A 25,749-nucleotide genomic window follows, 5' to 3' on the forward strand; every position below is an offset into this window, starting at 1 on the left:
CTCGGCGCTCGGCGCTCGGCGCTCGGCGCTCGGCGCTCGGCGCTCGGCGCTCGGCGCTCGGCGCTCGGCGCTCGGCGTTGGTCTCTCTGCACCAGGTTGAGTAAAATGCTCGGATATCCATGACCCGCCGGAAGACATCATGAGCGACAACTCCCTGCGCGACCTTCGCAAGCCCGCTCCCCGGGCGGGCGATGCGCCGCCGAAGATCACTTTCCCCTGCGACTACCCCATCAAGGTCGTCGGCGATGCCGCCGATGATTTCGCGGCGACGGTCTGTCAGATCGTCCACCGCCATGACCCGAGCTTCGAGGCCGCCGGCATCCAGGTGGTGCCGAGCCGCAACGGCCGCTTCCTGTCGGTACGCCTGACCCTGCGCGCCACGGGGGAGGTGCAGATCAAGGCTCTCTTCGACGAGCTGAAGGCCACCGGCCGTGTGCATATGGTGGTGTGATGGCACCTGACAGCACGGCGCCGATCGCGCTGCACCGCCTGGGCAGACGGCCCTATGGCCCCGTCTGGCAGGCCATGCGCACCCTGACCGACGAGCGTGATGCCGAGACGCCGGACCAGTTCTGGCTGGTCGAGCATGACCCGGTGTTCACCCAGGGTCAGGCCGGCAAGCCCGAACACCTGCTGATGCCGGGTGATATCCCGGTGGTTGCCACCGATCGCGGCGGCCAGGTGACCTACCACGGCCCCGGCCAGGTGGTGCTCTATCCGCTACTCGACGTGCGCCGCGCCCGCCTGGGCGTGCGTGAGCTGGTCACCGCCCTGGAGCAGGCGGTGATCGCGCTGCTGGCCGAGCACGGCGTGACGGCCCATGCCCGGCCCGATGCCCCCGGCGTCTACGTGGGGGAGGCCAAGATCGCCTCCCTGGGGCTGCGTATCCGCCGTGGAGCCAGCTTCCACGGGGTCGCGCTCAACGTCGACGGGGATCTCGCGCCCTTCTCGCGGATCAACCCCTGCGGCTATGCTGGCATGGCCATGACGCGACTGGCCGATCTCTGCCATGACTGTACGGGCGTCGAGGCGGTGGGGGAGCGCCTGGCCGAATGCCTGGCGCGTGAGCTGGGACGTGAGTTAACAGCGTCAAGCAGCCAGGCGCCGAGCCGCCAAGCTGACCTGTGATGGGCTGCAGGGGCTGAGATAGAACAAGCCCCCGCTGGACCAAGCATCCAGTGGGGGCTTTGCATTGACACCAGAGGTGGCAGAAACATCATACTTTGCGCTCGGCGCTCGGCGCTCGGCGCTCGGCGCTCGGCGCTCGGCGCTCGGCGCTCGGCGCTCGGCGCTCAGCCGACGTTGACGGCGTCGATGCGGTTCGGGTCCGGCGCCTGGGCCGGCACCTCGGCGGGGGCGGCCAGGCCGAGGTTGTTCTTCTCGAACACCCGGTCGGCCCGGTAGCTGGAGCGCACCAGCGGGCCGGACGGGACCTCCATGAAGCCCTTCTCCAGGCCCAGCACGCGGTAGCGGTCGAACTCCTCCGGGGTGACCCAGCGCTCCACCGGCAGATGGTGGCGGGTGGGGCGCAGATACTGACCCAGGGTGACGATGTCCACGCCGATCTCGCGCAGGTCATCGAAGGTCGCCAGTATCTCCTCGTCGGTCTCGCCAAGGCCCAGCATCAGGCTGGTCTTGGTGATGACTCCGGGGCGATGGCGCTTGGCATGGGCCAGCACGTCCAGGGTCTTGCGGTAGCCGGCGCGCGGGTCACGCACCCGCGAGGTCAGTCGCTCGACGGTCTCGACGTTCTGGGCGAAGACCTCGAGCCCGGCGTCCACCACCCGCTCGATCGCCACGGGCTCGGCGTCGAAGTCCGGCGTCAGCGCCTCGACGACCACCTCGGGGGTGCGCGCCTTGATGGCCCGGATGCAGTCAGCGTAGTGGGTCGCGCCGCCGTCGGGCAGGTCGTCCCGATCCACCGACGTCAGCACGATGTAGCGCAGCCCCATCAGCTCCACGGAGCGTGCGGTGTTTTCCGGCTCCTCGGTGTCCAGCCACCCCTTGGGGTTGCCGGTGTCCACGGCACAGAAGCGGCAGGCGCGGGTACACACCGAGCCCATCAGCATGATGGTCGCCGTGCCGTTGCTCCAGCACTCGCCCTGGTTGGGGCAGTGGGACTCGGCGCACACGGTGCTGAGCCGGTGGGTGGCCACGTTCTTCTTGACCGCCTCGAAGCGCTCGCCGCCGGGGATCTGGGCGCGCAGCCAGCTCGGCTTGCGTCCGCTGACGCCGCCGTCCTCGACCTCGCGACGCACCTTCATGCCGTCCTTGATGGCGGCCGTGCCATGGTCGTTGCGATACTTTTCGCCGCTGGAGACGCGTGGGGAGGGGGTGTCGCTCATAGCTGTGAGCCTCTCTGCTCGCCGGCTGTCTCACCGGGACGGCGCCCGGGGGCGCGTCGATCGGCGTTTCCAGTCAGCCTGGCACGTCGAATGTTACGGGAATTCAAGGCCCATAACCTACCATAACCGTCACCTTTTTGGACAGCGGGCGGGGCGTGCGCGGTCGCCGGTTCGGGGTGGGTCAAGGGGTGGCGGTCAAGTGCGGGCGCTCAATAGGTGGTCATCGGCAGGCAGTCGACGCCGTGGCTCGGCAGCGGGGTCGGGGGCGCGGCGAAGTGCTCGTGGAGCTCGGTGAGGTGTTCGCGCACGAAGCGCAGGAACAGCTCGGTGACCGGGGTCGGGAAATGATCGCGGGGGTGCACCGTGCACCAGGCGTGGCGCAGCGGGAAGCCGGGCAGGGCGAGGGGCACGAGCAGGCCCGCCTCGATCTCCAGTCGCACGGCGAGGCGGGGCAGCACGGCCACCCCCAGCTGTGCCATCACCCCATGCTTGACCGCCTCGTTGGACCCCAGCTCGATGGCATGGGGGAGCCATACGTCCTGTTCGGCCGCCTGCTCCTCGAAGGCGCTGCGCACCCCGGAGCCGGGCTCGCGCATCAGCACGTAGTGGCGCGCGAAATCCTCCAGGGTGGGGTGTTCGGCAGCCAGCAGCGGGTGGCCCGGCCAGACCACGGGCACCAGCTCACTCTCGAGAATCGGCATGAACGTCAGCTCGTCGCCCTCGGGGACCCGCGCCATGATCACCAGGTCGTCGCGCCGCTCGGCGAGTCGCTCCAGCGCCTGGCGCCGGCTGCAGACGCGCAGGCGCACCACGATGTCGGGGTAGTGAGCGCGAAAGCGGGCCATCAGGTGCGGCACCACGTACTGGGCGGTGGAGACCGCGGCGAGATTGAGCTCGCCGTTCAGCGTCCCGGCCAGGTCGGAGAGCGTCATCTGCAGGCGCGAGACCTGCCCGAAGATCGAGCGAGTCGAGGCGGCCAGCGCATCGGCGGCGGGCAGCAGGTGCAGGGTGCGCCCGGCGTACTTGAAGAGCGGCTGGCCGAGGGCCTGCTCGAGCTGGCGAATCTGGGCGCTCACGGCGGGCTGGGTCAGCCCCAGCGCCTCGGCCGCTCGGGAGTAGGAGTGCTGGTCATAGACGGCACGGAACACCTGGAGCTGGCGAAAGGTCAGGCGGTTAAGCAGCTTGGGTGTGGTCATGTCGGTCTGTCCGCCGGCATCATGCCGTGGATTTCTGGGATTCTGGCGCCATGCTAGCACCGCCCGAGCGCCGCCGGCCATGCCGTAAATCGGCACCACGAATGCCCCGTGCGGGCCCCGGGCCCACCACAAGGTCCTCGCAGCGGCTGGTTTCATGCGCTATATTGCATTGCAGCAAAGCCCGCTTTCATGCATCGGTGCCGAGAGCATTCGCTACAGGAGCCTTGGGCACCGAGCAACCCTGGAGCTGATAATGAATCCCCTGATACCGACTCCTGCAGCCGACGCGCTGCCCTTCATGGATCCATTCGGTTTCGGACGCGCCGCCTGTGATTACTGGCGTGACACCCTGGAGCGCAGCGTGCTCTTCATGGATATCATGCGCCAGCGCGGCAACCAGTATCTCGAGCATATCGAGCAGACCAAGCCCAACGTGCTGGGTTTCGATACCGAGGTGCTGGTGGACGGCCGCACCTTCTCTCGCCCGGTCAACTACGAGCTGCTGCGCATTCAGCCTCCCGAGGGGGTGGAAACCGATCTGCAGATGCGCCCCTTCGTGGTGGTGGATCCGCGTGCCGGCCACGGCCCGGGTATCGGCGGCTTCAAGCCCGATAGCGAGATCGGCATCGCCCTGCGCGCCGGACATCCCTGCTACTTCATCGGGTTTTTGCCCTATCCGGTCCCGGGGCAGACCGTCGAGGACGTGGTCGAGGCCGAGGTCGCCTTCCTGCGCCACGTCATCGAGCGTCATCCGGAGACGTCCGAAAAGCCGATGGTGGTCGGCAACTGCCAGGCCGGTTGGCAGATCATGATGGCCGCGGCCCTCGAGCCTGACCTCTTCGGCCCGATCCTCATTGCCGGCTCGCCGCTCTCCTACTGGGCCGGCGAGCGGGGCGGCGCCCCGATGCGCTATACCGGCGGGCTGTCCGGCGGTAGCTGGATGACCTCGCTGTTGAGTGACCTGGGCGCCGGGCTCTTCGACGGCGCCTGGCTGGTGCAGAACTTCGAGCGCTTGAACCCCGCCAACACCTGGTGGAGCAAGCAGTACCGGCTCTACTCCCAGGTCGACACCGAGGCGGAACGCTACCTCGAGTTCGAACGCTGGTGGGGCGGCCACGTGGTGCTCGGCGGCGACGAGATCCAGTACATCGTCGACAACCTCTTCATCGGCAACCGCCTCTCCACCGCCCAGCTGGTGACCTCCGACGGGCGGCGCATCGACCTGCGCAACCTGCGCTCGCCGGTGGTGGTGTTCTGTTCGCGCGGCGACGACATCACGCCGCCGCCCCAGGCCCTGGGCTGGGTGCGCGACCTCTACGAAGGGGTCGAGGACGTGATCGCCAACGAGCAGACCATCGTCTACTGCGTGCATGACACCACCGGTCACCTGGGCATCTTCGTGTCCGGCAGCGTCTCCCGTAAGGAGCATGCCGAGTTCACCGCCAACATGGACTACATCGACGTCCTGCCGCCTGGGCTCTACGAGACCACGGTGTCCAGTGCCGCCGAGCGCGAGGATGCCGAACTGATCGAGCGCGACTACCTGCTCGAGTTCACGCCGCGCACCATCGAGGAGCTCGACCAGGAGGTCCAGCATCGTCCCGAGGATGACACCCGCTTCGCCGCGGTGGCGCGGATCTCCGAGATCAACCTGGGCTTCTACCGCGCCTTCATGCAGCCCTGGGTCCAGGCCATGGCCACGCCGGAGTCGGCCAAGTGGATGCGGCGCATGCATCCCAACCGCCTGGGCTACCGTCTGCTCTCCGATCGCAACCCGCTGATGACCGCGGTCCCGGTGCTGGCCGACAAGGTGCGCGCCGACCGCCATCCGGTGCACGAGGACAACGTCTTCCGCGCGGTGGAGGGCATCTTCTCCGACCAGATCACGCGCAGCCTGAACGCCTGGCGGGACCTTCGCGATCGCAGCAGCGAGCGTTTCTTCCTCGACTTCTATGGTCAGCCGTTGCTGCAGGCCATGGTGGGCCTGGGCGGTGACGCCCATGCGCATCGCCGTCGCCCGGGGGCCGAACCCGAGCATCGCCGCTTCATCGAGCGTCGCCGCAATGAGGTCCATCGCGCGATCACCGAGGGCGGCGCTCACGAGGCGGTCATGCGTTCGATGATCCATGTGCTGGGCGGCGCCCCGGCCACCGACGAGCGCAACTTCAAGCGGTTGCGGGCTTCGCGGGCCGAGCTCGAGCCGGGCGCTCAACTGGCCGACTTCAAGCACCTGGTGCGTGAGCAGTTCTTCACCCTTCAGCAGGATCATGAGGCGGCCCTGGAGGCGATCCCGAGCCTGCTCAAGGGGCAGACGGCCCAGCAGATCGACGCCCACCTCGCGCATATCGAGCACGTGCTGGCGGCCAGTGGCGAGCTCAGCGAGCATGCGGCGGATCGCTTCGAGCGCATCAAGGGGCTGTTCCACCAGGCCATCGATCACGCGCCCGAGGAGGAGCAGGAGGCGCGTCGCGACTCTGAAGCCAGCATCGCCCGCGAGGCCGTGGCCGGAGAGCTCGCCCGTCGCGAGGTGGAAAGCCTGATGGAGGCGATGCCCGTCGCCGAGTCGAACCGGGCAAGCGCGGTGTCCCAGGCGCAGAGTGCCGCCGTTCAGGACGCCGAGGCACAGAACGCCGGGGAGCCGGACGTTAAGGCGCAGGACGTCGAGGCACAGGACGTCGAGGCGCCGGAGGCGGCCACTCCGACCGCTGAAGCGTCTTCTGAACCGGCGACTAAGCCGGCCACTACCGGTGTCAAGCGCAAGCCGGCGAGCCGGGCAGCGCCGCGGCGCCGCACGTCGCGTAACTCCGGCAAGAAGTAACGGGCAAGAAGCGAGCGACGATGCCGGCTGAGCCCCGCGCGCCAACGCTTTGACACGCACGCCCCCGCCCTCACGGCGGGGGCGTTGTCGTTGGCACCCGGACGTTCCTGGCTTGTCGTCTCGTGACTCGGCGGTCTAGGTTCAAGGAGCCGCCCGCCGGGGGTGACTGGCGTGAAGCCGATCGCTGGGGTAGGGTAATCGCATTTTTCACCCGTCGCAGCGGACGGGTCGATACCGTCTGGCGCGAGCCGTCACGCTGGCGCCATCAGCACAGTGGAGCACTATGGGCAAGTCACTGGTCATCGTCGAGTCGCCGGCCAAGGCGAAGACGATCAACAAGTATCTCGGCAACGACTTCATCGTAAAGTCGAGCGTGGGGCACATCCGTGACCTGCCGACCAGCGGCTCGGGCAAGACGGCGTCGGACCCCAAGGAGCGCGCTCGACAGGCGGCGGCCACCCGCAAGATGTCGCCGGAGGAGAAGGCGGAGCATCGCAAGCGCAAGGCCCACGACCAGCTGATCCGGCGCATGGGCATCGATCCCGAGCACGGCTGGAAGGCGCACTACGAGATCCTGCCGGGTAAGGAGAAGGTGGTGGCCGAGCTCCAGAAGCTCGCCGAGAAGGCCGATGCGGTCTATCTCGCCACCGACCTGGACCGCGAGGGGGAGGCCATCGCCTGGCACCTGCGCGAGACCATCGGCGGCGACGAGACCCGCTATCGGCGCGTGGTGTTCAACGAGATCACCAAGAACGCCATCCAGGAGGCCTTCCAGGATCCCGGCCAGCTGAACATCCCGCGGGTCGAGGCTCAGCAGGCGCGTCGCTTCCTCGACCGGGTGGTGGGCTTCATGCTCTCGCCGCTGCTGTGGGCCAAGATCGCCCGTGGCCTCTCCGCCGGGCGAGTGCAGTCGGTCGCCACCCGGCTGATCGCCGAGCGCGAACGCGAGATCCACGCCTTCATTCCCGAGGAGTTCTGGGACGTTCATGCCGACCTGGTCCCTCACGTCGACGGGGCCGGCGATGACGCGACGCCGGTGCGTTTCGAGCTGGTGCGCCAGGACGGCAAGGCCTTCCGGCCCACGTCCGAGGTCGAGACCCTCGAGCGTATCGCGGCGCTCAGGCAGGCGCGCCTCGCGATCACCGCGCGGGAGGACAAGCCCACCCGCTCCAAGCCCAATGCCCCCTTCATCACCTCGACGCTGCAGCAGGCGGCCAGCGGCCGGCTGGGCTTCTCGGTGAAGAAGACCATGACGCTCGCCCAGCGCCTCTACGAGGCCGGCTACATCACCTACATGCGGACCGACTCCACCAACCTCTCCCGGGATGCGGTGGAGGGGGTGCGCGAGTTCATCGGCGAGGAGTTCGGCGCGCGCTACCTGCCCGAGGCGCCCAACCGCTACTCCAGCAAGGAGGGCGCCCAGGAGGCCCACGAGGCGATTCGTCCCTCCGAGGTCGCCCGCCGTGCCACCGACCTCGTCGGCATGGAGCGCGATGCCGAGCGCCTCTACGAGCTGATCTGGCGCCAGTTCGTGGCCTGCCAGATGCCCCCCGCCGAGTATCTCTCCAGCACCCTGACCGTGGAGGTCGAGGGCTTTGAACTCAAGGCCAAGGGGCGGGTGCTGAAGTTCGACGGCTACACCCGGGTGATGAAGCCCATGGGGCGCAAGGACGAGGACCAGTCGCTGCCGGACCTCGCCGAGGGCACCCCCATGACCCTCGAGCACCTCGATCCCCAGCAGCACTTCACCAAGCCGCCGGCCCGCTACACCGAGGCCAGCCTGGTCAAGGAGCTGGAGAAGAAGGGCATCGGCCGGCCCTCGACCTACGCCGCCATCATCTCCACCATCCAGGACCGCGGCTACGTCAAGCTGGAGAACCGGCGCTTCTACGCCGAGAAGCTCGGCGATATCGTCACCGAGCGGCTCAAGGAGTCGTTCCCCGATCTGATGGACTACTCCTTTACCGCGCGCATGGAGGATAGCCTCGACGAGGTGGCCGAGGGCGAGCGCAACTGGCAGGAGCTACTCGATGCCTTCTACGACGAGTTCCAGAAGGAGCTCGCCGTGGCCGAGAGCGAGGAGGGTATGCGCCCCAACCAGCCGGTGCCCACCGACATCGACTGCCCGACCTGCGGGCGCAAGATGCAGATCCGCACCGCCTCCACCGGGGTCTTCCTGGGCTGCTCCGGCTACAACCTGCCGCCCAAGGAGCGCTGCAAGACCACCATCGACCTGCTGCCCGGCGACGAGGCGGTGGCGGCCGATGCCGGCGAGGACGCCGAGACCGATGCGCTGCGCGCCAAGCACCGCTGCCCCAAGTGCGGCACCGCCATGGACAGCTACCTGATCGACGAGACGCGCAAGCTGCACATCTGCGGCAACAGCCCCGATTGCGACGGGTACGAGATCGAACAGGGCAAGTTCCGCATCAAGGGCTACGACGGGCCGACCATCGAGTGCGACAAGTGCGGCAGCGAGATGCAGCTCAAGACCGGCCGCTTCGGCAAGTACTTCGGCTGCACCAACAGCGAGTGCAAGAACACCCGCAAGCTGCTGAGAAGCGGCGAGGTGGCGCCGCCCAAGATGGATCCCATCCCCATGCCCGAGCTCGAGTGCCAGAAGGTCGAGGATCACTACGTGCTGCGCGATGGCGCCAGCGGGCTGTTCCTGGCGGCCAGCAAGTTCCCCAAGAACCGCGAGACCCGCCCGCCGCTGGTCGCCGAGCTCAAGGCCCACGCCGAGGAACTACCCGAGAAGTACCGCTATCTGCTCGAGGCGCCCAGCGAGGATCCGGATGGTCGCCCGGCGCAGATTCGCTTCTCGCGCAAGGCGAAGGAGCAGTTCGTGATGACCGATGAGGGCGGCAAGGCCACCGGCTGGAAGGCCACCTTCGAGGGCGGCAAATGGCACGTGGAGGACAAGCGCAAGTGACCCCGCGAGCCCGGACCAATCAGTTGTTCTACCAGGCCGAGCTGCTGCTCGATCTGCCCGCCGGCGACGACGAGCACGCCGAGGCGCGCCGCATGGCGGCGGAGGAGGGCGGGCTGGCCCTGCTCGAGCTGGGCCTCGAGTCGCTGCTGCGCGAGGTCACCGAGCATGCCCACCTCGAGCGCCACGACTGGCGCGAACTGCTCGGCCCCGAGGGGGCCGGCATCGCCGAGCTGCATCGCCTGCGGGAGCTGGCCGCCCGGCCCGAGAGCTGGCTGTCCAGGCTGCTCGCCCGGCTCGAGGCGCTGCATGGCAGCGATGGCGTGGCCCGGCGGCGACCCAGTAACCCGGGGCTGATCGCGGTGGGGGGTGCCGCCTCCCTGGCCGATGAACTCGGCGACTGCGTGCGCGAGGCCAAGCGCGAGATCGCCGCACTGCGCGAGACCAGCGAAGAATGGTAGCGGCGTTGGCAGTCTCGGCGGAGCGCGTCGCGCTGCTGGTCGACGTGCAGAACGTCTACTACACCACGCGCCAGGCCTTCGGTCGCCACTTCAACTACCACGCCTTCTGGCGCCGCTTCGCCGCCGGCCGTGAGGTGGTGGTGGCCAACGCCTATGCGGTCGATCGCGGCGACGCCAAACAGCGCCAGTTCCAGGATATCCTGCGCGGCATCGGCTTCGCGGTGAAGCTCAAGCCCTTCATCCAGCGCAGCGACGGCTCCGCCAAGGGCGACTGGGACGTCGGCATCGCCCTGGACGCCATGGAGGCCGCGCCGCACGTCGACCGGGTGGTGCTGGTCTCCGGTGACGGTGACTTCGACCTGCTGGTCGAGCGGCTGCGCGACCGCCATGGCATGACGGTGGAGGTGGTCGGCGTGGAGCGCCTCACCGCCGAGTCGCTGATCCGCGCGGCCAGCCGCTTCGTGCCCATCGAGGGGGAGTTGCTGCTTTAGGCAAAGCCTATCTCAGCGAGTGGTTCTACTCGGAGCTGATCCGGCGGCAGGCCTTCGAGGAGGCGCTGTGAATACATCCTTGTACGCTACCGACGCCATCCCTGGCGTAGGACCTCCTCTTCGGCCTGACCCCCGGCGCTCCTCGCTTCTGACAGTCTTGATGGATGTGAGTGTCGGCGATAACCGGTACAATCGCGCCCCCTTCACGCACTGACTGGACGCTTCATTGATCTCCACCGCCAATATCACCATGCAGTTCGGCGCCCGGCCGCTCTTCGAGAATGTCTCCATCAAGTTCGGTAACGGCCACCGCTACGGCCTGATCGGCGCCAACGGCTGTGGCAAGTCCACCTTCATGAAGATCCTCGGCGGGGATCTGGAACCGTCTTCGGGTCAGGTGATGGTCGAATCCGGCGCCCGGCTCGGCAAGCTGCGCCAGGATCAGTTCGCCTTCGAGGACGAGCGGGTCATCGACACCGTGATCATGGGCAACGACGAGCTGTGGCAGGTCGCGGCCGAACGCGAGCGCATCTACTCGCTGCCGGAGATGAGCGAGGACGATGGCATGGCCGTGGCCGACCTGGAAGTGCGCTTCGCCGAGCTCGACGGCTACACCGCCGAGTCCCGCGCCGGCGAGCTGCTGATGGGCCTGGGTATCCCCCTGCACCAGCACACGGGCCCCATGAGCGAGATCGCCCCGGGCTGGAAGCTGCGCGTGCTGCTGGCCCAGGCGCTGTTCGCCGACCCCGACGTGCTGCTGCTCGACGAGCCCACCAACCACCTGGACATCAACACGATCCGCTGGCTGGAGGGCATGCTGACCGCCCGGGACAGCACCATGATCATCATCTCCCACGATCGCCACTTCCTGAACAGCGTCTGCACGCACATGGCCGACCTGGACTACGGCGAGGTGACGCTCTTCCCCGGCAACTACGACGACTACATGACCGCCGCCACGGCGGCCCGTGAGCGCCAGCATGCCGACAACGCCAAGAAGAAGGCGCAGATCGCCGAGCTGCAGGCCTTCGTCAGCCGCTTCTCGGCCAACGCCTCCAAGGCCAAGCAGGCCACCTCCCGGGCGCGCCAGATCGACAAGATCAAGCTCGAGGACATCAAGCCCTCCAGCCGCGTCAGCCCCTTCATCCGCTTCGAGCAGGGCAGGAAGATCCACCGCAACGCGGTCAACGTCGAGGCGATCACCAAGGGCTTCGATGCGGATGCGCCGCTCTTCGAGCGCCTCTCCATGACCGTGGAGGCCGGCGAGCGCATCGCCATCATCGGCCCCAACGGCATCGGCAAGACGACCCTGCTCAGGACCCTGGCCGGCGAGCTGCACCCCGAGGCCGGCGCGGTGCGCTGGACCGACAGCGCCGAGGTCGGCGTCTTCGCCCAGGATCACGCCGACGACTTCGCCAACGACGCCACCCTCTACGAGTGGATGGCGCAGTGGACCACGGGCGGCGAGCAGGAGGTTCGCGGTGCCCTGGGGCGGATGCTCTTCGCAAGCGACGACATCGGCAAGTCGGTCAAGGTGATCTCCGGCGGCGAGCAGGGGCGCATGCTGTTCGGCAAGCTGGCGCTGACCAAGCCCAACGTGCTGCTGATGGACGAGCCGACCAACCACCTGGACATGGAGTCCATCGAGGCCCTCAACCTGGCGCTCGAGAACTATCCGGGCACGCTGATCTTCGTCAGCCACGACCGCGAGTTCGTCTCGTCGCTGGCGACCCGTATCCTCGACATGAGCGGCGTCGGGATCACCGACTTCAGCGGCAGCTACGACGACTACCTGCGCAGTCAGGGCCTCTACGGCTGATCCTCGCGGTCGGCGGTTCGCAACGGCGCCGCCCACTCCCGACGGCGACGAGTGCATATCGGATGATCTGCATCAAGCGAAATGCCCGCGGCTTGGCTAGGCTGAAGTCAGGATCCACTCGCCCTCGTCGGGGCATCACCGGGAGGAGCGTCTCATGCGCTTTCATCAGGTCAAGGAGTTGGTCGCCTGGGCGGCCGACTATCATCGGGGGCTGGCCGAGCGTTACGACCGGCTGGCTGCCGGCGACGTCAGCGATCGGGTACGCATGGCCCTGGAGTATCTGGCCGAGCACGAGCGGAAGATGCAGGCCGAGCTGACAAGCTATCTCGAGGAGGGCGGCGACCATCGCAAGGTCCTCGAGACCTGGTTCGACGACCCGGCCGACTTTCCCCATGCGCCCACCCTCGATCGTCTCACTCGGTGCGTGGCCTGCGACAGCGTTCAGGACGTGCTGACCACGGCTCTGACCATGCATCGCACCCTTCAGGACCTCTACGCGCACCGCATCGAGCGGGCCTCGATCGAGGCGGAGCGTGAGTTCTTCGCGGCGCTCGCCAGCGGCCACGAGGCCGAGGTGCGACGCCTGGCCCGCGACATGCAACGACTCGAGGACTATTGAGCGCCGCCGACGCCCTCGTGGCGCCGTTTGATAGCGGTTACGACGCCATGAGCACTGTCTCTTTTCGGCAACAGGCGGGCATGAGAGTCCCCGGGCGCCTTGCGGCGACCGCCACGATGGCATGGATGTTCCTCCCAGACGCCACTGACGCCGTTCTGCGACGGGCCGCCCCGTAGCCGGGCGAGACGAGGCTCATCGGTGGCCTCGCCGGCCGCACCTGACAGCGCCGACGCAATGCGGTATAACGTCGACCGTAGCGCTGCGCTTCATTTCACCACGCTCCAGAGATGTCAGCCGATGAACCACCTCTCTCGCCGCCGCTTCGGCCTGCTGGCGCTGGGTTCGCCACTGCTGCTGCTCGGCACCCCCGCGTCCGCCAGCCCGATGGATGACCTGCTCTCTCAGGCGATCGTGCCTCGCCATGACGGGGAGCGCTGGGTGCTGGTCGATGACAGCGAGGCAAACCTCAAGGTCTATCAGGGCAACCGTCTCCTGGAGCGTTTCGAACGGGCATCGCTGGGGCGCGGAGGGGCCAAGCCCCAGCGTCAGCGAGGCGACCGAGCCACGCCGCTGGGGGAGTTCCGGGTCAATCGCTTCAACCGGCAGAGCAAGTTCCACATCTTTATCGGCCTGGACTATCCCACCCCGACCCATGCCCGCATGGCGTTGAACGCGGGGGTCTATAGCCAGCAGGACTACGACGACTACTTCTCCTACTACCGCCGTCATGGCTATCCGCCCCAGGAAACGATCCTGGGCGGCTTCATCGGGATTCACGGCCTCGGCGAGGGGGATCCAGATATCCATCGGCGCTTTCACTGGACCGATGGCTGCGTGGCGGTGACGGACCCGCAGGTCGAGCGCCTGTCGTCGCTGGTCGACATTGGCACACGCGTCGTCATCCGCTAGTCTTTACATGCGCAAGGGGCGTTCTAAGCTAAGGATAAGCGCCGTGACGTACTCCGTGACGAACCTTAAAAACAGCGTTTGACTCCCCATGCTTCGCAGCAGATGATAATGCTGCGTGAGGTCCTGCATATGCAGGAAACCTGATTCCCAGGCAACATCAACGCAGTACCAAGGAAGACTCAAGGAGAACACCATGACACTGAAGACTACCCTGAAGCTGACTGCCGCTGCTGCTTCTCTGGCCGTGCTGGCTGGCTGTGCCTCTACTGGCGCCCTGGAAGAAGTCCGTATGACCGCCGAGTCCGCTCAGGCCGACGCTGCAGAAGCTCGCAGCATCGCTACCCAGGCGCAGAACACCGCCAACCAGGCTCAGCGCGATGCTCAGGCGGCCCTGCAGATGTCTCAGCAGAACCGCGACGAGATGAACCGCATGTTCGAGAGCTCCATGCGCAAGTGATCGGTCTCCACCGCCCGGTAGGGCGGTAGCGGAACCATCAGACAAGGGCCTCGCCATCATGGCGAGGCCCTTGTCGTTGGTGCCTTCTTCTTGATGGATGCTGTTCTGCGGGAGCGATCTGAAGATCGCTCCCGCAACATGGTGATGGCACTGTGCCCTTGTGGGAGCGAACGGTTTGACGCCTCGACTTGCGGCGCGATCAGAGGCCAGTAGAGGCTCAGCTTTCCTCGGCCTGGCTCTCGCGGGCGCTGCTCTCGGCGGCAATCAGCTCCAGGCGATCCCAGAGGGTCTCGGGAGCCGGCTCAGCGGCTTCGACCTCCAGGGGCACCGGCATGCCGCGCGGCACCTCCACGACTTCGCGCAGGCGGGCGTAGTCCACCGGGTAGTCCAGGCCGCTGATCGCCGTATCGACCTGTGAGAGCGCCTCGGTAACGTGCTGAATGGTGGTGCCCTCCTCTTCATCGAGGTAGGGGTAGGCCTGGACATGCAGGACGCCATCGACCCAGCCGAACTTGATGGTCTCGTTGATCAGCGTGACCTGGGTGCCCACCGGCAGGCGCGGGAAGAGGGCCTCGATGTCCTCCGGCAGCATGCGGATGCAGCCGTGGGTGACGCGCATGCCCACGCCCTCGGGCTTGTTGGTGCCGTGGATCAGGTAGCCGGGGATGCCCAGGCGCATCTTGCGCGTGCCCATCGGGTTGTCCGGCCCTGGAGGGACCACGCTGGGGAGGGGATCGCCGGCCTCTGCATGCTCGCGGCGGATCGACGCCGGCGGGTACCAGGCCGGGTTCTTGACCTTCTCGGTGATCCGGGTCTCGCCCAGCGGTGTCTTCCAGTCCATGCGGCCCACGGCGATGGGGTAGGTCTCGACCCGGGGCGTCTCGCCCTCTTCCGTGGGCGGGTAGTAGTAGAGGCGCATCTCGGCCACGTTGACCACCACGCCTTCGCGGGGGCCTTCGGGGAGGATGAAGCGACCCGGGATCACCACCTCGGTATCCTCGAAGGGTGCCCAGATGCTGATGTCGGGGTTGGCGCGGACCATCTCCTCATAGCCGATACCGTGTTCATGGCCAATCTCGATCAGCGTATCGCCGCTGTCGGAGGTGATGGTGTATATCTCACCGACGATGTCTCCCTCTTCGGGGAGGGGGTAGTGGCCACGCGGCCAGTCGTCGGTGCTGGCCTGCAGGGGCGCGGTCAGGGCGGCGAAGAGGCCCAGTGCGGTGGCGAATCGGGCAGCGAGCCCGAGCGGAGAAGAGTGCGTCATCGAGTCATGTCTCGTGGTTACCGGTCGTCGGGGGCTGCGATGGGCCCGTCCTGGGCGCCTTGACCCTATAGTATCGCCCGCCGCGACCGGTTTCTGCCAGGTGGGGCGGGTGGATCGGCATTGGCTGATCCTCCCGCGGTGTCGTCGATCAGGCCGCTTCGGCCTTGCGGTTGAGGGTCTCGAGGAGTCGCTCCACCGCGTCGAAGCGGGCCTCCTCCTGCTCCATGCTCGCCTCGAAGCGCAGGGTGTCGGCGCCGTCGAGGCGGAAGCGATCGGGGGCCTGCTGGATCAGCTGTACCAGGACCAGCGGATCGACGGCGGTCTGGCCGGAGAAGATCACCCGGCCCTTCTCGGGGCCCGCTTCCAGGCGAGCGATGCCCAGGCGCTCGGCGCGCTGGCGCAGCCGCGTCTGGCGCAGCAGGGTCTTCACCGGCGCCGGCAGCAGGCCGAAGCGGTCGATCATCTCCACCTGCAGCTCCTTGAGCTCCGCCTCGTCGGCGGCGCTGGCGATGCGCTTGTACATCACCAGGCGCTGCTGGACGTCGTGGAGGTAGTCGTCGGGGATCAGCGCCGGCAGGTTGAGACTGACCTCCACGCCCTGATCCAGCGGGGCCTCGATATTGGGGGTGCGTCCCTCGCGGATCGCCTTCACCGCGCGGTCGAGCATCTGCATGTAGAGGCCGTAGCCGACGGCCTCCATCTGCCCGCTCTGCTCCTCGCCGAGCAGCTCGCCGGCCCCGCGGATCTCCATGTCGTGGCTGGCCAGGGTGAAGCCGGCGCCCAGGTCCTCGGCGCCGGCGATGGCCTCCAGCCGCTTGACGGCATCCTTGCTCATGACCCGCGGCGGCGGGGCGAGCAGATAGGCATAGGCCTGGTGGTGGCTGCGACCGACGCGGCCGCGCAGTTGGTGGAGCTGGGCCAGGCCGAACTTGTCCGCGCGCTCGATGACGATGGTGTTGGCACTGGGCACGTCGATGCCGGTCTCGATGATGGTCGAGCAGACCAGCACGTTGAAACGCTTGTGGTAGAAGTTGGACATGATCCGCTCGAGCGAGCGCTCCGGCAGCTGGCCGTGGGCGACGCCGACCCGCGCCTCAGGCACCAGCTCGCGGATCGTCTCGGCGGCGGTCTCGATGGTCTTGACCTCATTGTGCAGGAAGTAGACCTGGCCGCCGCGCAGGATCTCGCGCAGGATCGCCTCCTTGATCACCGCCTCGTCGCGCTGCTGGACGAAGGTCTTCACCGACAGGCGCCGGGCCGGGGGGGTGGCGATGATCGACAGATCGCGGATACCGCTCATGGCCATGTTCAGCGTTCGTGGGATCGGGGTGGCGGTCATGGTCAGGATGTCCACCTCGCTGCGCAGGCTCTTCAGGCGCTCCTTCTGGGCGACCCCGAAGCGGTGCTCCTCGTCGATGATCAGCAGGCCCATCTTGGGAAGCCGGGTGCTCTTCGAGAGCAGCTTGTGGGTGCCGATGACGATGTCCGCCTGGCCCTCCTCGATGCGCTTCAGGGAGGCGGCCTGTCCCTTGCCGGCGGTGAAGCGCGAGATCAGTTCGATGTTCACCGCGGTGTCGGCGAAGCGGTCGCGGAAGTTCTCGTAGTGCTGGCGGGCGAGCAGGGTGGTGGGCACCAGCACCACCACCTGGCGCCCGGCGTGGACCGACAGGAAGGCGGCGCGCATGGCGACCTCGGTCTTGCCGAAGCCGACATCGCCGCAGACCACCCGGTCCATGGGGCGCGGGGCGGTCAAGTCGCCGATCACGGCGTGTATGGCGGCGCGCTGGTCGGGGGTCTCCTCGAAGGGGAAGCTGGCGGCGAAGCGGGCGTACTCCTCGTCGGGCGGTGGGCAGGCGAAGCCCTCCCGCGCCTCGCGGCGGGCATAGATGTCGAGCAGCTCGGCGGCCGTGTCGCGAATCTTCTCGGCGGCGCGGCGGCGTGCCTTCTCCCACTGGTCCGAGCCCAGCCGGTGCAGGGGGGCGAGCTCGTCGTCGGCGCCGGCATAGCGCGAGATCAGGTGCAGGCTGTCCACCGGCACATAGAGCCGGGCGCCCTCGGCGTACTCCAGGGTCACGAATTCGGCGGCCTGGCCGCCGGCCTCCAGGGTCTCCAGGCCGCGATAGCGGCCTACGCCATGGGCCTGGTGAACGACCGGCGCCCCGGGGCGCAGTTCCGAGAGGTGACGGATCGCCAGCTCGCCGTCGTCGGTGGCCTTCTCGCGACGTCGGCTCTGGCGGACCACCTCGCCGAAGAGTTCGGTCTCGCTGATCACCGCCAGGTCGGGGTCGGTGAGCCACAGGCCGGTATCGATCTCGCCCTCGGTGATGGCCAGGCGCGCCTCGCTCTCCAGAAAGCCGGCGAAGTCATCGACGTGGGGCAGGGCGAGCCGCAGCGGCGCCAGGGTCTCCTCCAGGGCCTCGCGCCGGCCGCGCGACTCGGCCACGAACAGCACGCGCGTGGCGGGGTGGTCGTCGAGGAAGGTCGAGAGAGCCGCCAGCGGCTGCTTGGCCCGGGCGTTGACCGTCACCGTCGGCGGGGCCTGGCTGGCGGGCGTCACGGCATGGCGGTGCTCGGCCTCTTCGGTGAGTGCCACCCGGGGATGGCGCTTGATGCCACCGAAGACCTCGGCCACCGGCACGAACGCCCGGTGGGGCGGCAGCAGGGGGCGGGTCGGATCGACCCCCAGGTTCTCGAAGCGGCTCTCGATGGCTTCCCAGTGGTGCTCGGCCGCCTCGAAAACGCCGGGCAGCATGGCCACCCGGGTGCCCTCGGCCAGGTGCTCGAACAGGGTCGCCGTCTCGTCGAAGAACAGCGGCAGGTACTGCTCGAGGCCGGGGGAGGGGATGCCCTTGAGGGCGTCCACGTAGAGCGGGCACTGGCGCGGGTCGACGTCGAACAGCGTCTCGAACCCCTCGCGGAAGCAGGCGATGGCCGAGCGCGACAGCGAGTACTCATGGGCCGGGAGCAGTTCCACCCGCTCGACGCGGTCCTGGCTGCGCTGGGTATCCGGATCGAAGTGGCGCAGGGTATCGATCTCGTCATCGAACAGGTCGATACGCAGCGGCGACTCGGCGCCCATGGGAAAGAGATCGATCAGCGCGCCGCGCAGGGCATACTCGCCGGGTTCGAAGACCGTCTCCACGGCACGATAGCCGGCGCGTGACAGGGCACTGCGAAACCCTTCGCGATCCAGCGTCTGGCCCGCTTCCAGCGTCATGACGCGCCCGGCGATGTAGTCCACGGGCGGTAGGCGCTGCATCAGGGTGTTGATGGCCACCAGCACGATGCCGTGCTCGCCGTCCTGAAGGCGGCGCAGGGTGCGCAGCCGCGACGAGACGATGTCCTGGTGCGGCGAGAAGCTGTCGTAGGGCAGGGTCTCCCAGTCGGGGAAGGGCATCACCGGCATTCGGCCATAGAAGCCCAGGTCGCTTTCCAGGCGCTGTGCCGAGGCGGTGTCGGGGGTGATCACCAGCAGCGGCGCGTCTTCGGCGAGGTGCGCCAGGGCCAGGGCCGTGGCACTGCCCGCCGGGGTCTGCCAGTAGAGGATGTCGCGCAGCCCCTGGGGGCGCGGCGGGTCGAGCGGCGAGAAGTTCGGCATGCGATTCGGTACCCAGCCGTGTTCGTGAGCGGTGTGTGAAGTGGCTTCATCATACCAGCCCCGGCGTGGCGCTGTAGTCGGGGACAGGTTTCTGTAAAACCCCTACAGCGGCTGCGACCATCCTGCGATTGCCCCCGGGAGCATCCCCCCGGATAATGCCCCACAGTTACCCTCACTATTCTCACCCAGGAGAGGCCACCCGTGAGCCAGCAGTCCCCCGATACCGTCTTCCAGGAATGGCACGACAACCAGGCGATCGCCGAGCAGATGATCCCGATGATCGGCAGCCTCTATCGCCACAACAACGTGGTCGTGACCATGTTCGGGCGGTCGCTGTTCAACCGCAGCGTGATCCGCATCCTCAAGGATCATCGCTTCGTGCGTAAGGTCGAGGGAACCGAGCTCTCCGTGCAGGACACCTTCCCGCTGGTCAAGGCCATGATGGACCTGAACCTGGGGCCGGCTCACGTCGACGTGGGCAAGCTGGGCGTGGCCTTCAAGCAGCGCGGCGACGGCGATGCCGAGGCCTTCCTGCGCGAGCAGCTCAGCGAGATCGTCGATGCCCACGACCCGGACGCCGGCAATGGCAAGTCCAAGGACGTGGTGCTCTACGGCTTCGGCCGCATCGGCCGCATCCTCGCGCGGGTGTTGGTCGAGAAGGCCGGCGGTGGCAACCTGCTGCGCCTGCGCGCCATCGTGGTGCGCGGCCGGGGCGACATCGCCAAGGACCTGGAGAAGCGCGCCAGCCTGCTGCGTCGCGACTCGGTCCACGGCCCGTTCGACGGCACCATCAGCGTCGACGTCGAGTCGCGCACCCTGATCGCCAACGGCAACGCCATCAAGGTGATCTACGCCGACTCGCCGGCCGAGGTCGACTACACCGCCTATGGCATCGACAACGCCGTGGTGGTCGACAACACCGGCATCTGGCGCGACGCCGAGGGCCTGGGCCAGCACCTCGCGTGCAAGGGCGTGGCCAAGGCGCTGCTGACCGCGCCGGGCAAGGGCGAGGTCAAGAACATCGTCTACGGCATCAACCACCAGGACATTCGCGACGAGGACCGCATCATCTCCGCGGCCTCCTGTACGACCAACGCCATCGTGCCGGTGCTCAAGGTGCTCAACGACGAGTTCGGCGTCGAGCATGGCCACGTGGAGACCGTGCACTCCTACACCAACGATCAGAACCTGATCGACAACTACCACAAGGGCGATCGTCGCGGTCGCAGCGCCCCGCTCAACATGGTGCTGACCGAGACCGGTGCCGCCAAGGCGGTCGCCAAGGCGCTGCCCGAGTTCGAGGGCAAGCTGACCGGCAACGCCATCCGCGTGCCGACCCCCAACGTCTCCATGGCGATCCTCAACCTGCGCCTGGACAGGGAGACCGACGCCGAGGCGCTGAACAACTTCCTGCGGCGCATGTCGCTGGACTCCCCCTACCAGAAGCAGATCGACTTCGTCGACTCGCCGGAGGTGGTCTCCACCGACTTCGTCGGCAACCGTCACGCCGGCATCGTCGACGCCAAGGCGACCATCGCCAACGGCAAGAATGCCGTCCTCTATGTCTGGTACGACAACGAGTTCGGCTACAGCTGCCAGGTGATCCGCATCCTGCAGCAGGTCTCCAACGTGCACTTCCTCAAGCTGCCCCGCGCCCAGGCCTGATACCCTTCGGGCAGCGCCAAGCGCCCTTCGGGTAGCACCGAGCAGCCAAGCGCCGAGCCGCCAAGCTGACCCGTGACAGGCGGGTGTCGCTGAAGAGATAGATCAGGAACCCTCACGGAGCGACTCCGATGGGGGTTCTTGCTTTTGCTGATGTAGTCGGCACAACCTCGCTTGGCAGCTTGGCCGCTTGGCCGCTTGGCCGCTTGGCAGCTTGGCCGCTTGGCCGCTTGGCCGCTTGGCCGCTTGGCCGCTTGGCCGCTTGGCCGCTTGGCCGCTTGGCCGCTTTGCGACCATAGGTCAGGTGGTCATCCCTGACGCTTGTCTTTATAATACGGTGGATTTTTCGGGGTGGTTCGAGCGAGCCTCGGGCCTGTCTGGTAACGTACTGAAAACAGAAGAATTCGAATCCATTCGAACCCCTTTCTTCATCTATCCGATCCATCAACTGGGCGAGACTATGATCGAAGTCAAGAAAGGCCTGGATCTCCCCATCGCGGGGACACCGGAGGAGCGTATCGAGGATGCGCGACCGGTGCGCCATGTGGCCGTCCTGGGCACCGACTACGTCGGCATGAAGCCGACCATGGAGGTCCGTGAGGGAGACAGGGTCAAGCTTGGCCAGCTGCTCTTCACCGACAAGAAGATCGACGGGGTGCGCTTCACGGCCCCGGCCGCCGGCGAGATCGTCGCCATCCACCGCGGCGAGAAGCGCAAGCTGCTGTCGGTGGTGATCAAGGTCGACGAGACCGAGGAGGCGGTCGAGTTCACCGCCCACGGCCGTGACAAGCTGGAGAGCCTGGAGCGTCAAGCCGTGGTCGATCAGCTGGTCGAGTCGGGGCTGTGGACCGCGCTGCGCACGCGTCCCTTCTCGCGCACCCCGGCCGTCGACGGCACGCCGACCGATATCTTCGTCACCGCCATCGATACCCATCCGCTGTCTGCCGATCCTGCCGCTATCATCAACGAGCAGGCCGAGGCCTTCGAAGATGGCCTGAAGGTGCTGAGCCGCCTCACCGAGGGGCGGGTCTACCTCTGCACGGCGCCCGAGGCGCGCGTGCCGGGTGGCGATCTCAAGGGCGTGCAGCAGGAGACCTTCGGCGGTCCGCACCCGGCCGGTCTCGTGGGTACGCACATCCATCATCTCTCGCCCGTTGGCCTGCACAAGCGTGTCTGGCACATCGGCTATCAGGACGTCATCGCCTTCGGCAAGTTGTTCGCCGAGGGCAAGCTCGACGTCAATCGTGTGATCGCCGTGGGTGGCCCGCGCGCCGAGAACCCGCGCCTGCTGCGTACCCGCATCGGCGCCAGCGCCGACGAACTGCTCGCCGGTGAGGTGATCGATCCCCACGGCACCCGCGTGATCTCAGGCTCGGTGTTCGCCGGGGCTATCTGCGAGGGAAGCCTGCGGTATCTGGGGCGTTTCCATAACCAGGTCAGCCTGCTCGAGGAGGGCAACAAGCGCGTGTTCATGGGCTGGATGTCGCCCGGCAAGAACCGCCACTCCGTGATGGGCATCTACCTGTCCAAGATTACGGGCCTGCGCAACTACGCGCCGACCACCTCGACCAACGGCTCCGAGCGGGCCATGGTGCCGGTAGGGACCTACGAGGAGGTGATGCCGCTGGACATCCTGCCCACCCAGCTGCTGCGCACGCTGATCGTCGGCGATATCGAGACGGGAATGTCACTGGGCTGCCTGGAGCTGGATGAAGAGGACCTCGCGCTGTGCACCTACGTGTGCCCCGGCAAGTACGAGTATGGTCCCATCCTGCGCGATAACCTCACCATGATCGAGAAAGAGGCCTGATGATGGGTATCCGACAGACACTCGACAATCTCGAACCCCACTTCCACAAGGGTGGCAAGTACGAGAAGTTCTATCCCCTCTTTGAGGCGGTGGACACCATCTTCTACGCCCCGCCGGATGTGGCCAAGACCACCGCGCACGTGCGCGACGGCATCGATCTCAAGCGCATCATGATCACCGTCTGGCTGTGCACCTTCCCGGCCATGCTCTTCGGCATGTGGGCCGCCGGCTGGCAGACCAACCTGGCCATCGCCGAGGGCTTCGGTGCCCCGAGCGGCTGGCGCGAGGCGATCATCATGACGCTGGCCGGCGGTCATGACCCGAGCAGCCTGTGGGCCAACTTCGTGCTCGGTGCCACCTACTTCCTGCCGATCTATCTGGTGACCTTCGTGGTCGGCGGCTTCTGGGAGGTGCTGTTCGCGATCAAGCGCGGCCACGAGGTCAACGAGGGCTTCTTCGTCACCTCGGTGCTCTTCGCCCTGATCCTGCCGGCCACCATTCCGCTGTGGCAGGTGGCGCTCGGCATCACCTTCGGCGTGGTGATCGGCAAGGAGATCTTCGGCGGCACCGGTAAGAACTTCCTCAACCCGGCGCTGACCGGCCGTGCCTTCCTCTACTTCGCCTATCCGGCACAGATCTCCGGTGATGCGGTATGGGTAGCGGCCGACGGCTACACCGGCGCGACGGCGCTCTCCATCGCCTTCCAGGACGGCATGTCGGCCCTCTCCAGCCAGTTCAGCTGGGCGGATGCCTTCCTCGGCTTCGTTCCCGGCTCGGTGGGTGAGGTCTCGACCCTGGCCATCCTGATCGGCGCCGCGGTGCTGCTGTGGACCAAGATCGCCTCCTGGCGGATCATGCTCGGCGTGTTCCTGGGCATGGTGGCGACCAGCGCGCTCTTCAACCTGATCGGCTCCGACACCAACGCGATGTTCGCCATGCCCTGGTACTGGCACCTGGTGGTGGGCGGTTTCGCCTTCGGCATGGTCTTCATGGCCACCGACCCGGTCTCCGCCTCGATGACCAATCAGGGTCGCCTGATCTTCGGCGCCCTCATCGGTGTCATGACCGTACTGATTCGCGTCGTCAACCCGGCGTTCCCCGAAGGCATCATGCTGGCGATCCTGTTCGCCAACCTGTTCGCCCCGCTGATCGACCACTTCTTTGTCCAGGCCAACATCAAGCGCCGCCTGCAGCGCACCGGTGTACCGGCCGAGGAGACTGCCTGATGGCACAGAGCAACAACTCCATCAAGAAGATCCTGACGGTGGCGTTCGCACTTAGTCTCGTGTGTGCCGTCATCGTCTCCACCGCCGCGGTGGCCCTGCGTTCGAAGCAACAGTTCAACCAGGAGCTGGACCGCAAGACCAATATCCTCGAGGTGGCCCAGCTCTATGAGTCCGGCATGGACGTGAACGAGACGTTCGAGTCGGTCATCACGCCGCGGGTGGTGGATCTGCGCAGCGGCGAGTACACCGACGAGTTCGACCCCTCCACCTATGAGGGCTTCCAGGCGCGTCGTGACCCGGCGGCATCCCGTACCCTCTCGGGGGAAAAGGACATCGCCGGCCTGACCCGTCAGGAGCACTACAGCACCGTCTACCTGGTGGGCGATCCGGACGACCCCGAGCAGATCATCCTGCCGATCCGCGGCCAGGGCCTGTGGGGCCTGATGCGTGGCTTCCTCTCCGTGGAAGGCGACGGCAACACCATCGTCGGCATCACCTACTACGAACACGCCGAGACGCCCGGGCTGGGGGGTGAGGTCAACAACCCGCGCTGGCAGGCCCAGTGGGAAGGCAAGGAGATCTTCGACGAGAGCGGAGAACTCGCGCCGGCGATCCGCCTGGTCAAGGGCGGCGCCAGTGGTGAGAACGAGGTCGACGCCCTCTCCGGGGCTACCCTGACCAGTCGTGGCGTGACCAACATGCTGCAGTTCTGGCTCAGCCCCGAGGGCTTCGGTAATTATCTGGCCAGTTTCCGTGAGGGGACCAGCCAGGACGCCGCCCAGGGCGCCGACGTCGAACTCGAAAGTGAAGGAGCCTGACCATGTCTGCTGCCAACGCAAAGAGCGTCCTGACGACGCCAATCTTCAAGAACAACCCCATCGCCCTGCAGATCCTGGGGATCTGTTCGGCCTTGGCGGTAACCACCAGCATGAGCGTCTCGCTGGTCATGACGCTGGCGGTGATCTTCGTGACGGCCTTCTCGAACCTGTTCGTGTCGCTGATCCGTCACCACATCCCGTCCGCCATCCGCATCATCGTGCAGATGACCATCATTGCCTCGCTGGTCATCGTGGTGGACCAGATCCTCAAGGCCTACGCCTACGAGATGTCCAAGCAGCTCTCGGTGTTCGTCGGCCTGATCATCACCAACTGCATCGTGATGGGGCGTGCCGAAGGCTTCGCCATGACCAATACCCCGGGGATGTCCTTCCTGGACGGCATCGGCAACGGCATCGGCTACGGCTTCATCCTGATGACCGTGGGCTTCTTCCGCGAGCTGCTCGGTGCCGGCAGCGTGTTCGGCTTCACCGTGCTGCAGCCGGTGCAGGATGGCGGCTGGTACGTGCCCAACGGCCTGCTGCTGCTGCCGCCGTCGGCGTTCTTCATCATCGGCCTGATCATCTGGGTGCTGCGCTCGGTCAGCCCGGAGCAGATCGAGGAGAACGAGTTCAAGATGAAGGAAAACACCCAGCCGAAGGAGGCCGTGTAACATGGAACATTATCTGAGCTTGTTCGTCGCCTCGGTGTTCGTCGAGAACATGGCCCTGGCCTTCTTCCTGGGCATGTGCACCTTCATGGCGGTTTCCAAGAAGGTCTCCTCCGCCTTCGGCCTGGGCATCGCCGTGATCGTGGTGCTGGGCGTTACCGTGCCGGTCAACAACCTGGTCTACACCTTCCTGCTCAAGGAAGGGGCCCTGACCTGGACCGGCATCAGCGGTGCCGAGAACATCGACCTGTCGTTCCTCGGCTACCTGAGCTACATCGGCGTCATCGCTGCCCTGGTGCAGATCATGGAGATGTTCCTCGACAAGTACGTGCCCGCGCTCTACAACGCGCTGGGCGTGTTCCTGCCGCTGATCACCGTGAACTGCGCCATCCTCGGTGGCGTGCTGTTCATGGTCGAGCGCAACTACAACTTCGGCGAGTCCGTGGTCTATGGCGTAGGCGCCGGCACCGGCTGGGCCCTGGCCATCACCGCGCTGGCCGGCATTCGCGAGAAGCTCAAGTACAGCGACGTTCCCGACTCCCTCCAGGGGCTGGGCATCACCTTCATCACCGTGGGGCTGATGTCGCTGGGCTTCATGTCCTTCTCCGGCATCCAGCTCTGAGGCAGGTCGTGCTCTCCCGGCGGCCGTGTGTGCC

The 25,749-nt window shown here is 66.8% G+C and carries 20 protein-coding genes; 16 read left to right on the forward strand and 4 right to left on the reverse strand.

Going from position 1 to position 25,749, the window contains the following annotated elements; genetic code table 11:
• Positions 1-139: 139 nt before the first annotated feature.
• A complete protein-coding gene (locus tag FEI13_RS16805; protein ID WP_138182670.1) occupies positions 140-451 on the forward strand; it encodes a YbeD family protein in 312 nt (103 codons plus the stop codon).
• On the forward strand, positions 451-1,128 hold the full coding sequence (gene lipB / locus FEI13_RS16810; RefSeq protein WP_138182671.1) for a lipoyl(octanoyl) transferase LipB: 678 nt from the start codon (positions 451-453) through the stop codon (positions 1,126-1,128). The genes FEI13_RS16805 and lipB overlap by 1 nt, the downstream gene beginning before the upstream one ends.
• A 164-nt stretch (positions 1,129-1,292) precedes the next feature.
• Here the strand turns inward: lipB and lipA are convergent, their stop codons facing one another.
• Together lipA and FEI13_RS16820 are read right to left on the reverse strand one after the other, a co-directional pair.
• Positions 1,293-2,345, reverse strand: coding sequence for a lipoyl synthase (lipA, locus tag FEI13_RS16815; protein ID WP_138182672.1), 1,053 nt, complete (start codon positions 2,343-2,345; stop codon positions 1,293-1,295).
• A gap of 209 nt (positions 2,346-2,554) precedes the next feature.
• The gene (locus FEI13_RS16820; protein WP_138182673.1) at positions 2,555-3,541 is read right to left on the reverse strand and encodes a LysR family transcriptional regulator; all 987 of its coding nucleotides are present in this window, start codon (positions 3,539-3,541) and stop codon (positions 2,555-2,557) included.
• 253 nt (positions 3,542-3,794) lie between these two features.
• On the opposite strand from FEI13_RS16820, the gene FEI13_RS16825 reads away from it, so the two are divergent.
• From FEI13_RS16825 to FEI13_RS16860, 8 genes are all read left to right on the forward strand, one after another.
• Complete coding sequence (locus tag FEI13_RS16825) at positions 3,795-6,359, forward strand: DUF3141 domain-containing protein (RefSeq protein WP_138182674.1); 2,565 nt, start codon at positions 3,795-3,797, stop codon at positions 6,357-6,359.
• 283 nt (positions 6,360-6,642) lie between these two features.
• On the forward strand, positions 6,643-9,291 hold the full coding sequence (gene topA / locus FEI13_RS16830) for a type I DNA topoisomerase (protein WP_138182675.1): 2,649 nt from the start codon (positions 6,643-6,645) through the stop codon (positions 9,289-9,291).
• Positions 9,288-9,749 carry a DUF6586 family protein gene (locus FEI13_RS16835; protein WP_138182676.1) on the forward strand — a complete coding sequence of 154 codons (462 nt, stop codon included), beginning with the start codon at positions 9,288-9,290 and terminating at the stop codon, positions 9,747-9,749. The genes topA and FEI13_RS16835 overlap by 4 nt, the downstream gene beginning before the upstream one ends.
• Positions 9,743-10,240 (forward strand): NYN domain-containing protein, encoded by a 498-nt coding sequence (locus tag FEI13_RS16840; RefSeq protein ID WP_138182677.1) that lies wholly within the window; start codon positions 9,743-9,745, stop codon positions 10,238-10,240. The genes FEI13_RS16835 and FEI13_RS16840 overlap by 7 nt, the downstream gene beginning before the upstream one ends.
• Positions 10,241-10,466: 226 nt before the next feature.
• Entirely contained in the window at positions 10,467-12,059 is a 1,593-nt protein-coding gene (locus FEI13_RS16845; RefSeq protein WP_138182678.1) for an ABC-F family ATPase, read from the forward strand.
• Positions 12,060-12,213: 154 nt separating this feature from the next.
• Entirely contained in the window at positions 12,214-12,678 is a 465-nt protein-coding gene (locus FEI13_RS16850) for a 2-hydroxyacyl-CoA dehydratase (RefSeq protein WP_138182679.1), read from the forward strand.
• A 297-nt stretch (positions 12,679-12,975) separates the two neighbouring features.
• A complete protein-coding gene (locus FEI13_RS16855; RefSeq protein ID WP_138182680.1) occupies positions 12,976-13,587 on the forward strand; it encodes a L,D-transpeptidase family protein in 612 nt (203 codons plus the stop codon).
• Positions 13,588-13,780: 193 nt separating this feature from the next.
• A complete protein-coding gene (locus tag FEI13_RS16860; RefSeq protein ID WP_138182681.1) occupies positions 13,781-14,044 on the forward strand; it encodes an Lpp/OprI family alanine-zipper lipoprotein in 264 nt (87 codons plus the stop codon).
• Between the two features lie 217 nt (positions 14,045-14,261).
• Here FEI13_RS16860 and FEI13_RS16865 read toward each other — a convergent pair whose 3' ends face one another.
• Positions 14,262-15,311: a L,D-transpeptidase family protein gene (locus FEI13_RS16865; protein WP_138182682.1), complete on the reverse strand. Its 1,050-nt coding sequence runs from the start codon at positions 15,309-15,311 to the stop codon at positions 14,262-14,264.
• Between the two features lie 148 nt (positions 15,312-15,459).
• Entirely contained in the window at positions 15,460-18,909 is a 3,450-nt protein-coding gene (gene mfd, locus FEI13_RS16870; RefSeq protein WP_138182683.1) for a transcription-repair coupling factor, read from the reverse strand.
• Positions 18,910-19,110: 201 nt separating this feature from the next.
• Between mfd and FEI13_RS16875 the strand changes: the two genes are divergently transcribed.
• From FEI13_RS16875 to nqrE, 6 genes are all read left to right on the forward strand, one after another.
• The gene (locus FEI13_RS16875; protein WP_138182684.1) at positions 19,111-20,574 is read left to right on the forward strand and encodes a glyceraldehyde-3-phosphate dehydrogenase; all 1,464 of its coding nucleotides are present in this window, start codon (positions 19,111-19,113) and stop codon (positions 20,572-20,574) included.
• Positions 20,575-21,031: 457 nt separating this feature from the next.
• Positions 21,032-22,381, forward strand: a complete 1,350-nt coding sequence (locus tag FEI13_RS16885; RefSeq protein WP_138182686.1) for a Na(+)-translocating NADH-quinone reductase subunit A — start codon at positions 21,032-21,034, stop codon at positions 22,379-22,381.
• Positions 22,381-23,607 (forward strand): NADH:ubiquinone reductase (Na(+)-transporting) subunit B, encoded by a 1,227-nt coding sequence (locus FEI13_RS16890; RefSeq protein WP_138182687.1) that lies wholly within the window; start codon positions 22,381-22,383, stop codon positions 23,605-23,607. Before FEI13_RS16885 ends, FEI13_RS16890 begins: the two co-directional genes overlap by 1 nt.
• Entirely contained in the window at positions 23,607-24,425 is an 819-nt protein-coding gene (locus FEI13_RS16895; RefSeq protein ID WP_138182688.1) for a Na(+)-translocating NADH-quinone reductase subunit C, read from the forward strand. The genes FEI13_RS16890 and FEI13_RS16895 overlap by 1 nt, the downstream gene beginning before the upstream one ends.
• Positions 24,426-24,427: 2 nt before the next feature.
• Positions 24,428-25,096 carry an NADH:ubiquinone reductase (Na(+)-transporting) subunit D gene (locus tag FEI13_RS16900; protein WP_138182689.1) on the forward strand — a complete coding sequence of 223 codons (669 nt, stop codon included), beginning with the start codon at positions 24,428-24,430 and terminating at the stop codon, positions 25,094-25,096.
• A 1-nt stretch (position 25,097) separates the two neighbouring features.
• Entirely contained in the window at positions 25,098-25,715 is a 618-nt protein-coding gene (gene nqrE, locus FEI13_RS16905; protein WP_138182690.1) for an NADH:ubiquinone reductase (Na(+)-transporting) subunit E, read from the forward strand.
• The last annotated feature ends 34 nt before the right edge of the window (positions 25,716-25,749 follow it).

This window comes from Halomonas urmiana, from assembly GCF_005780185.1.
In the GTDB taxonomy this organism is placed as follows: Bacteria; Pseudomonadota; Gammaproteobacteria; order Pseudomonadales; family Halomonadaceae; genus Halomonas; species Halomonas urmiana.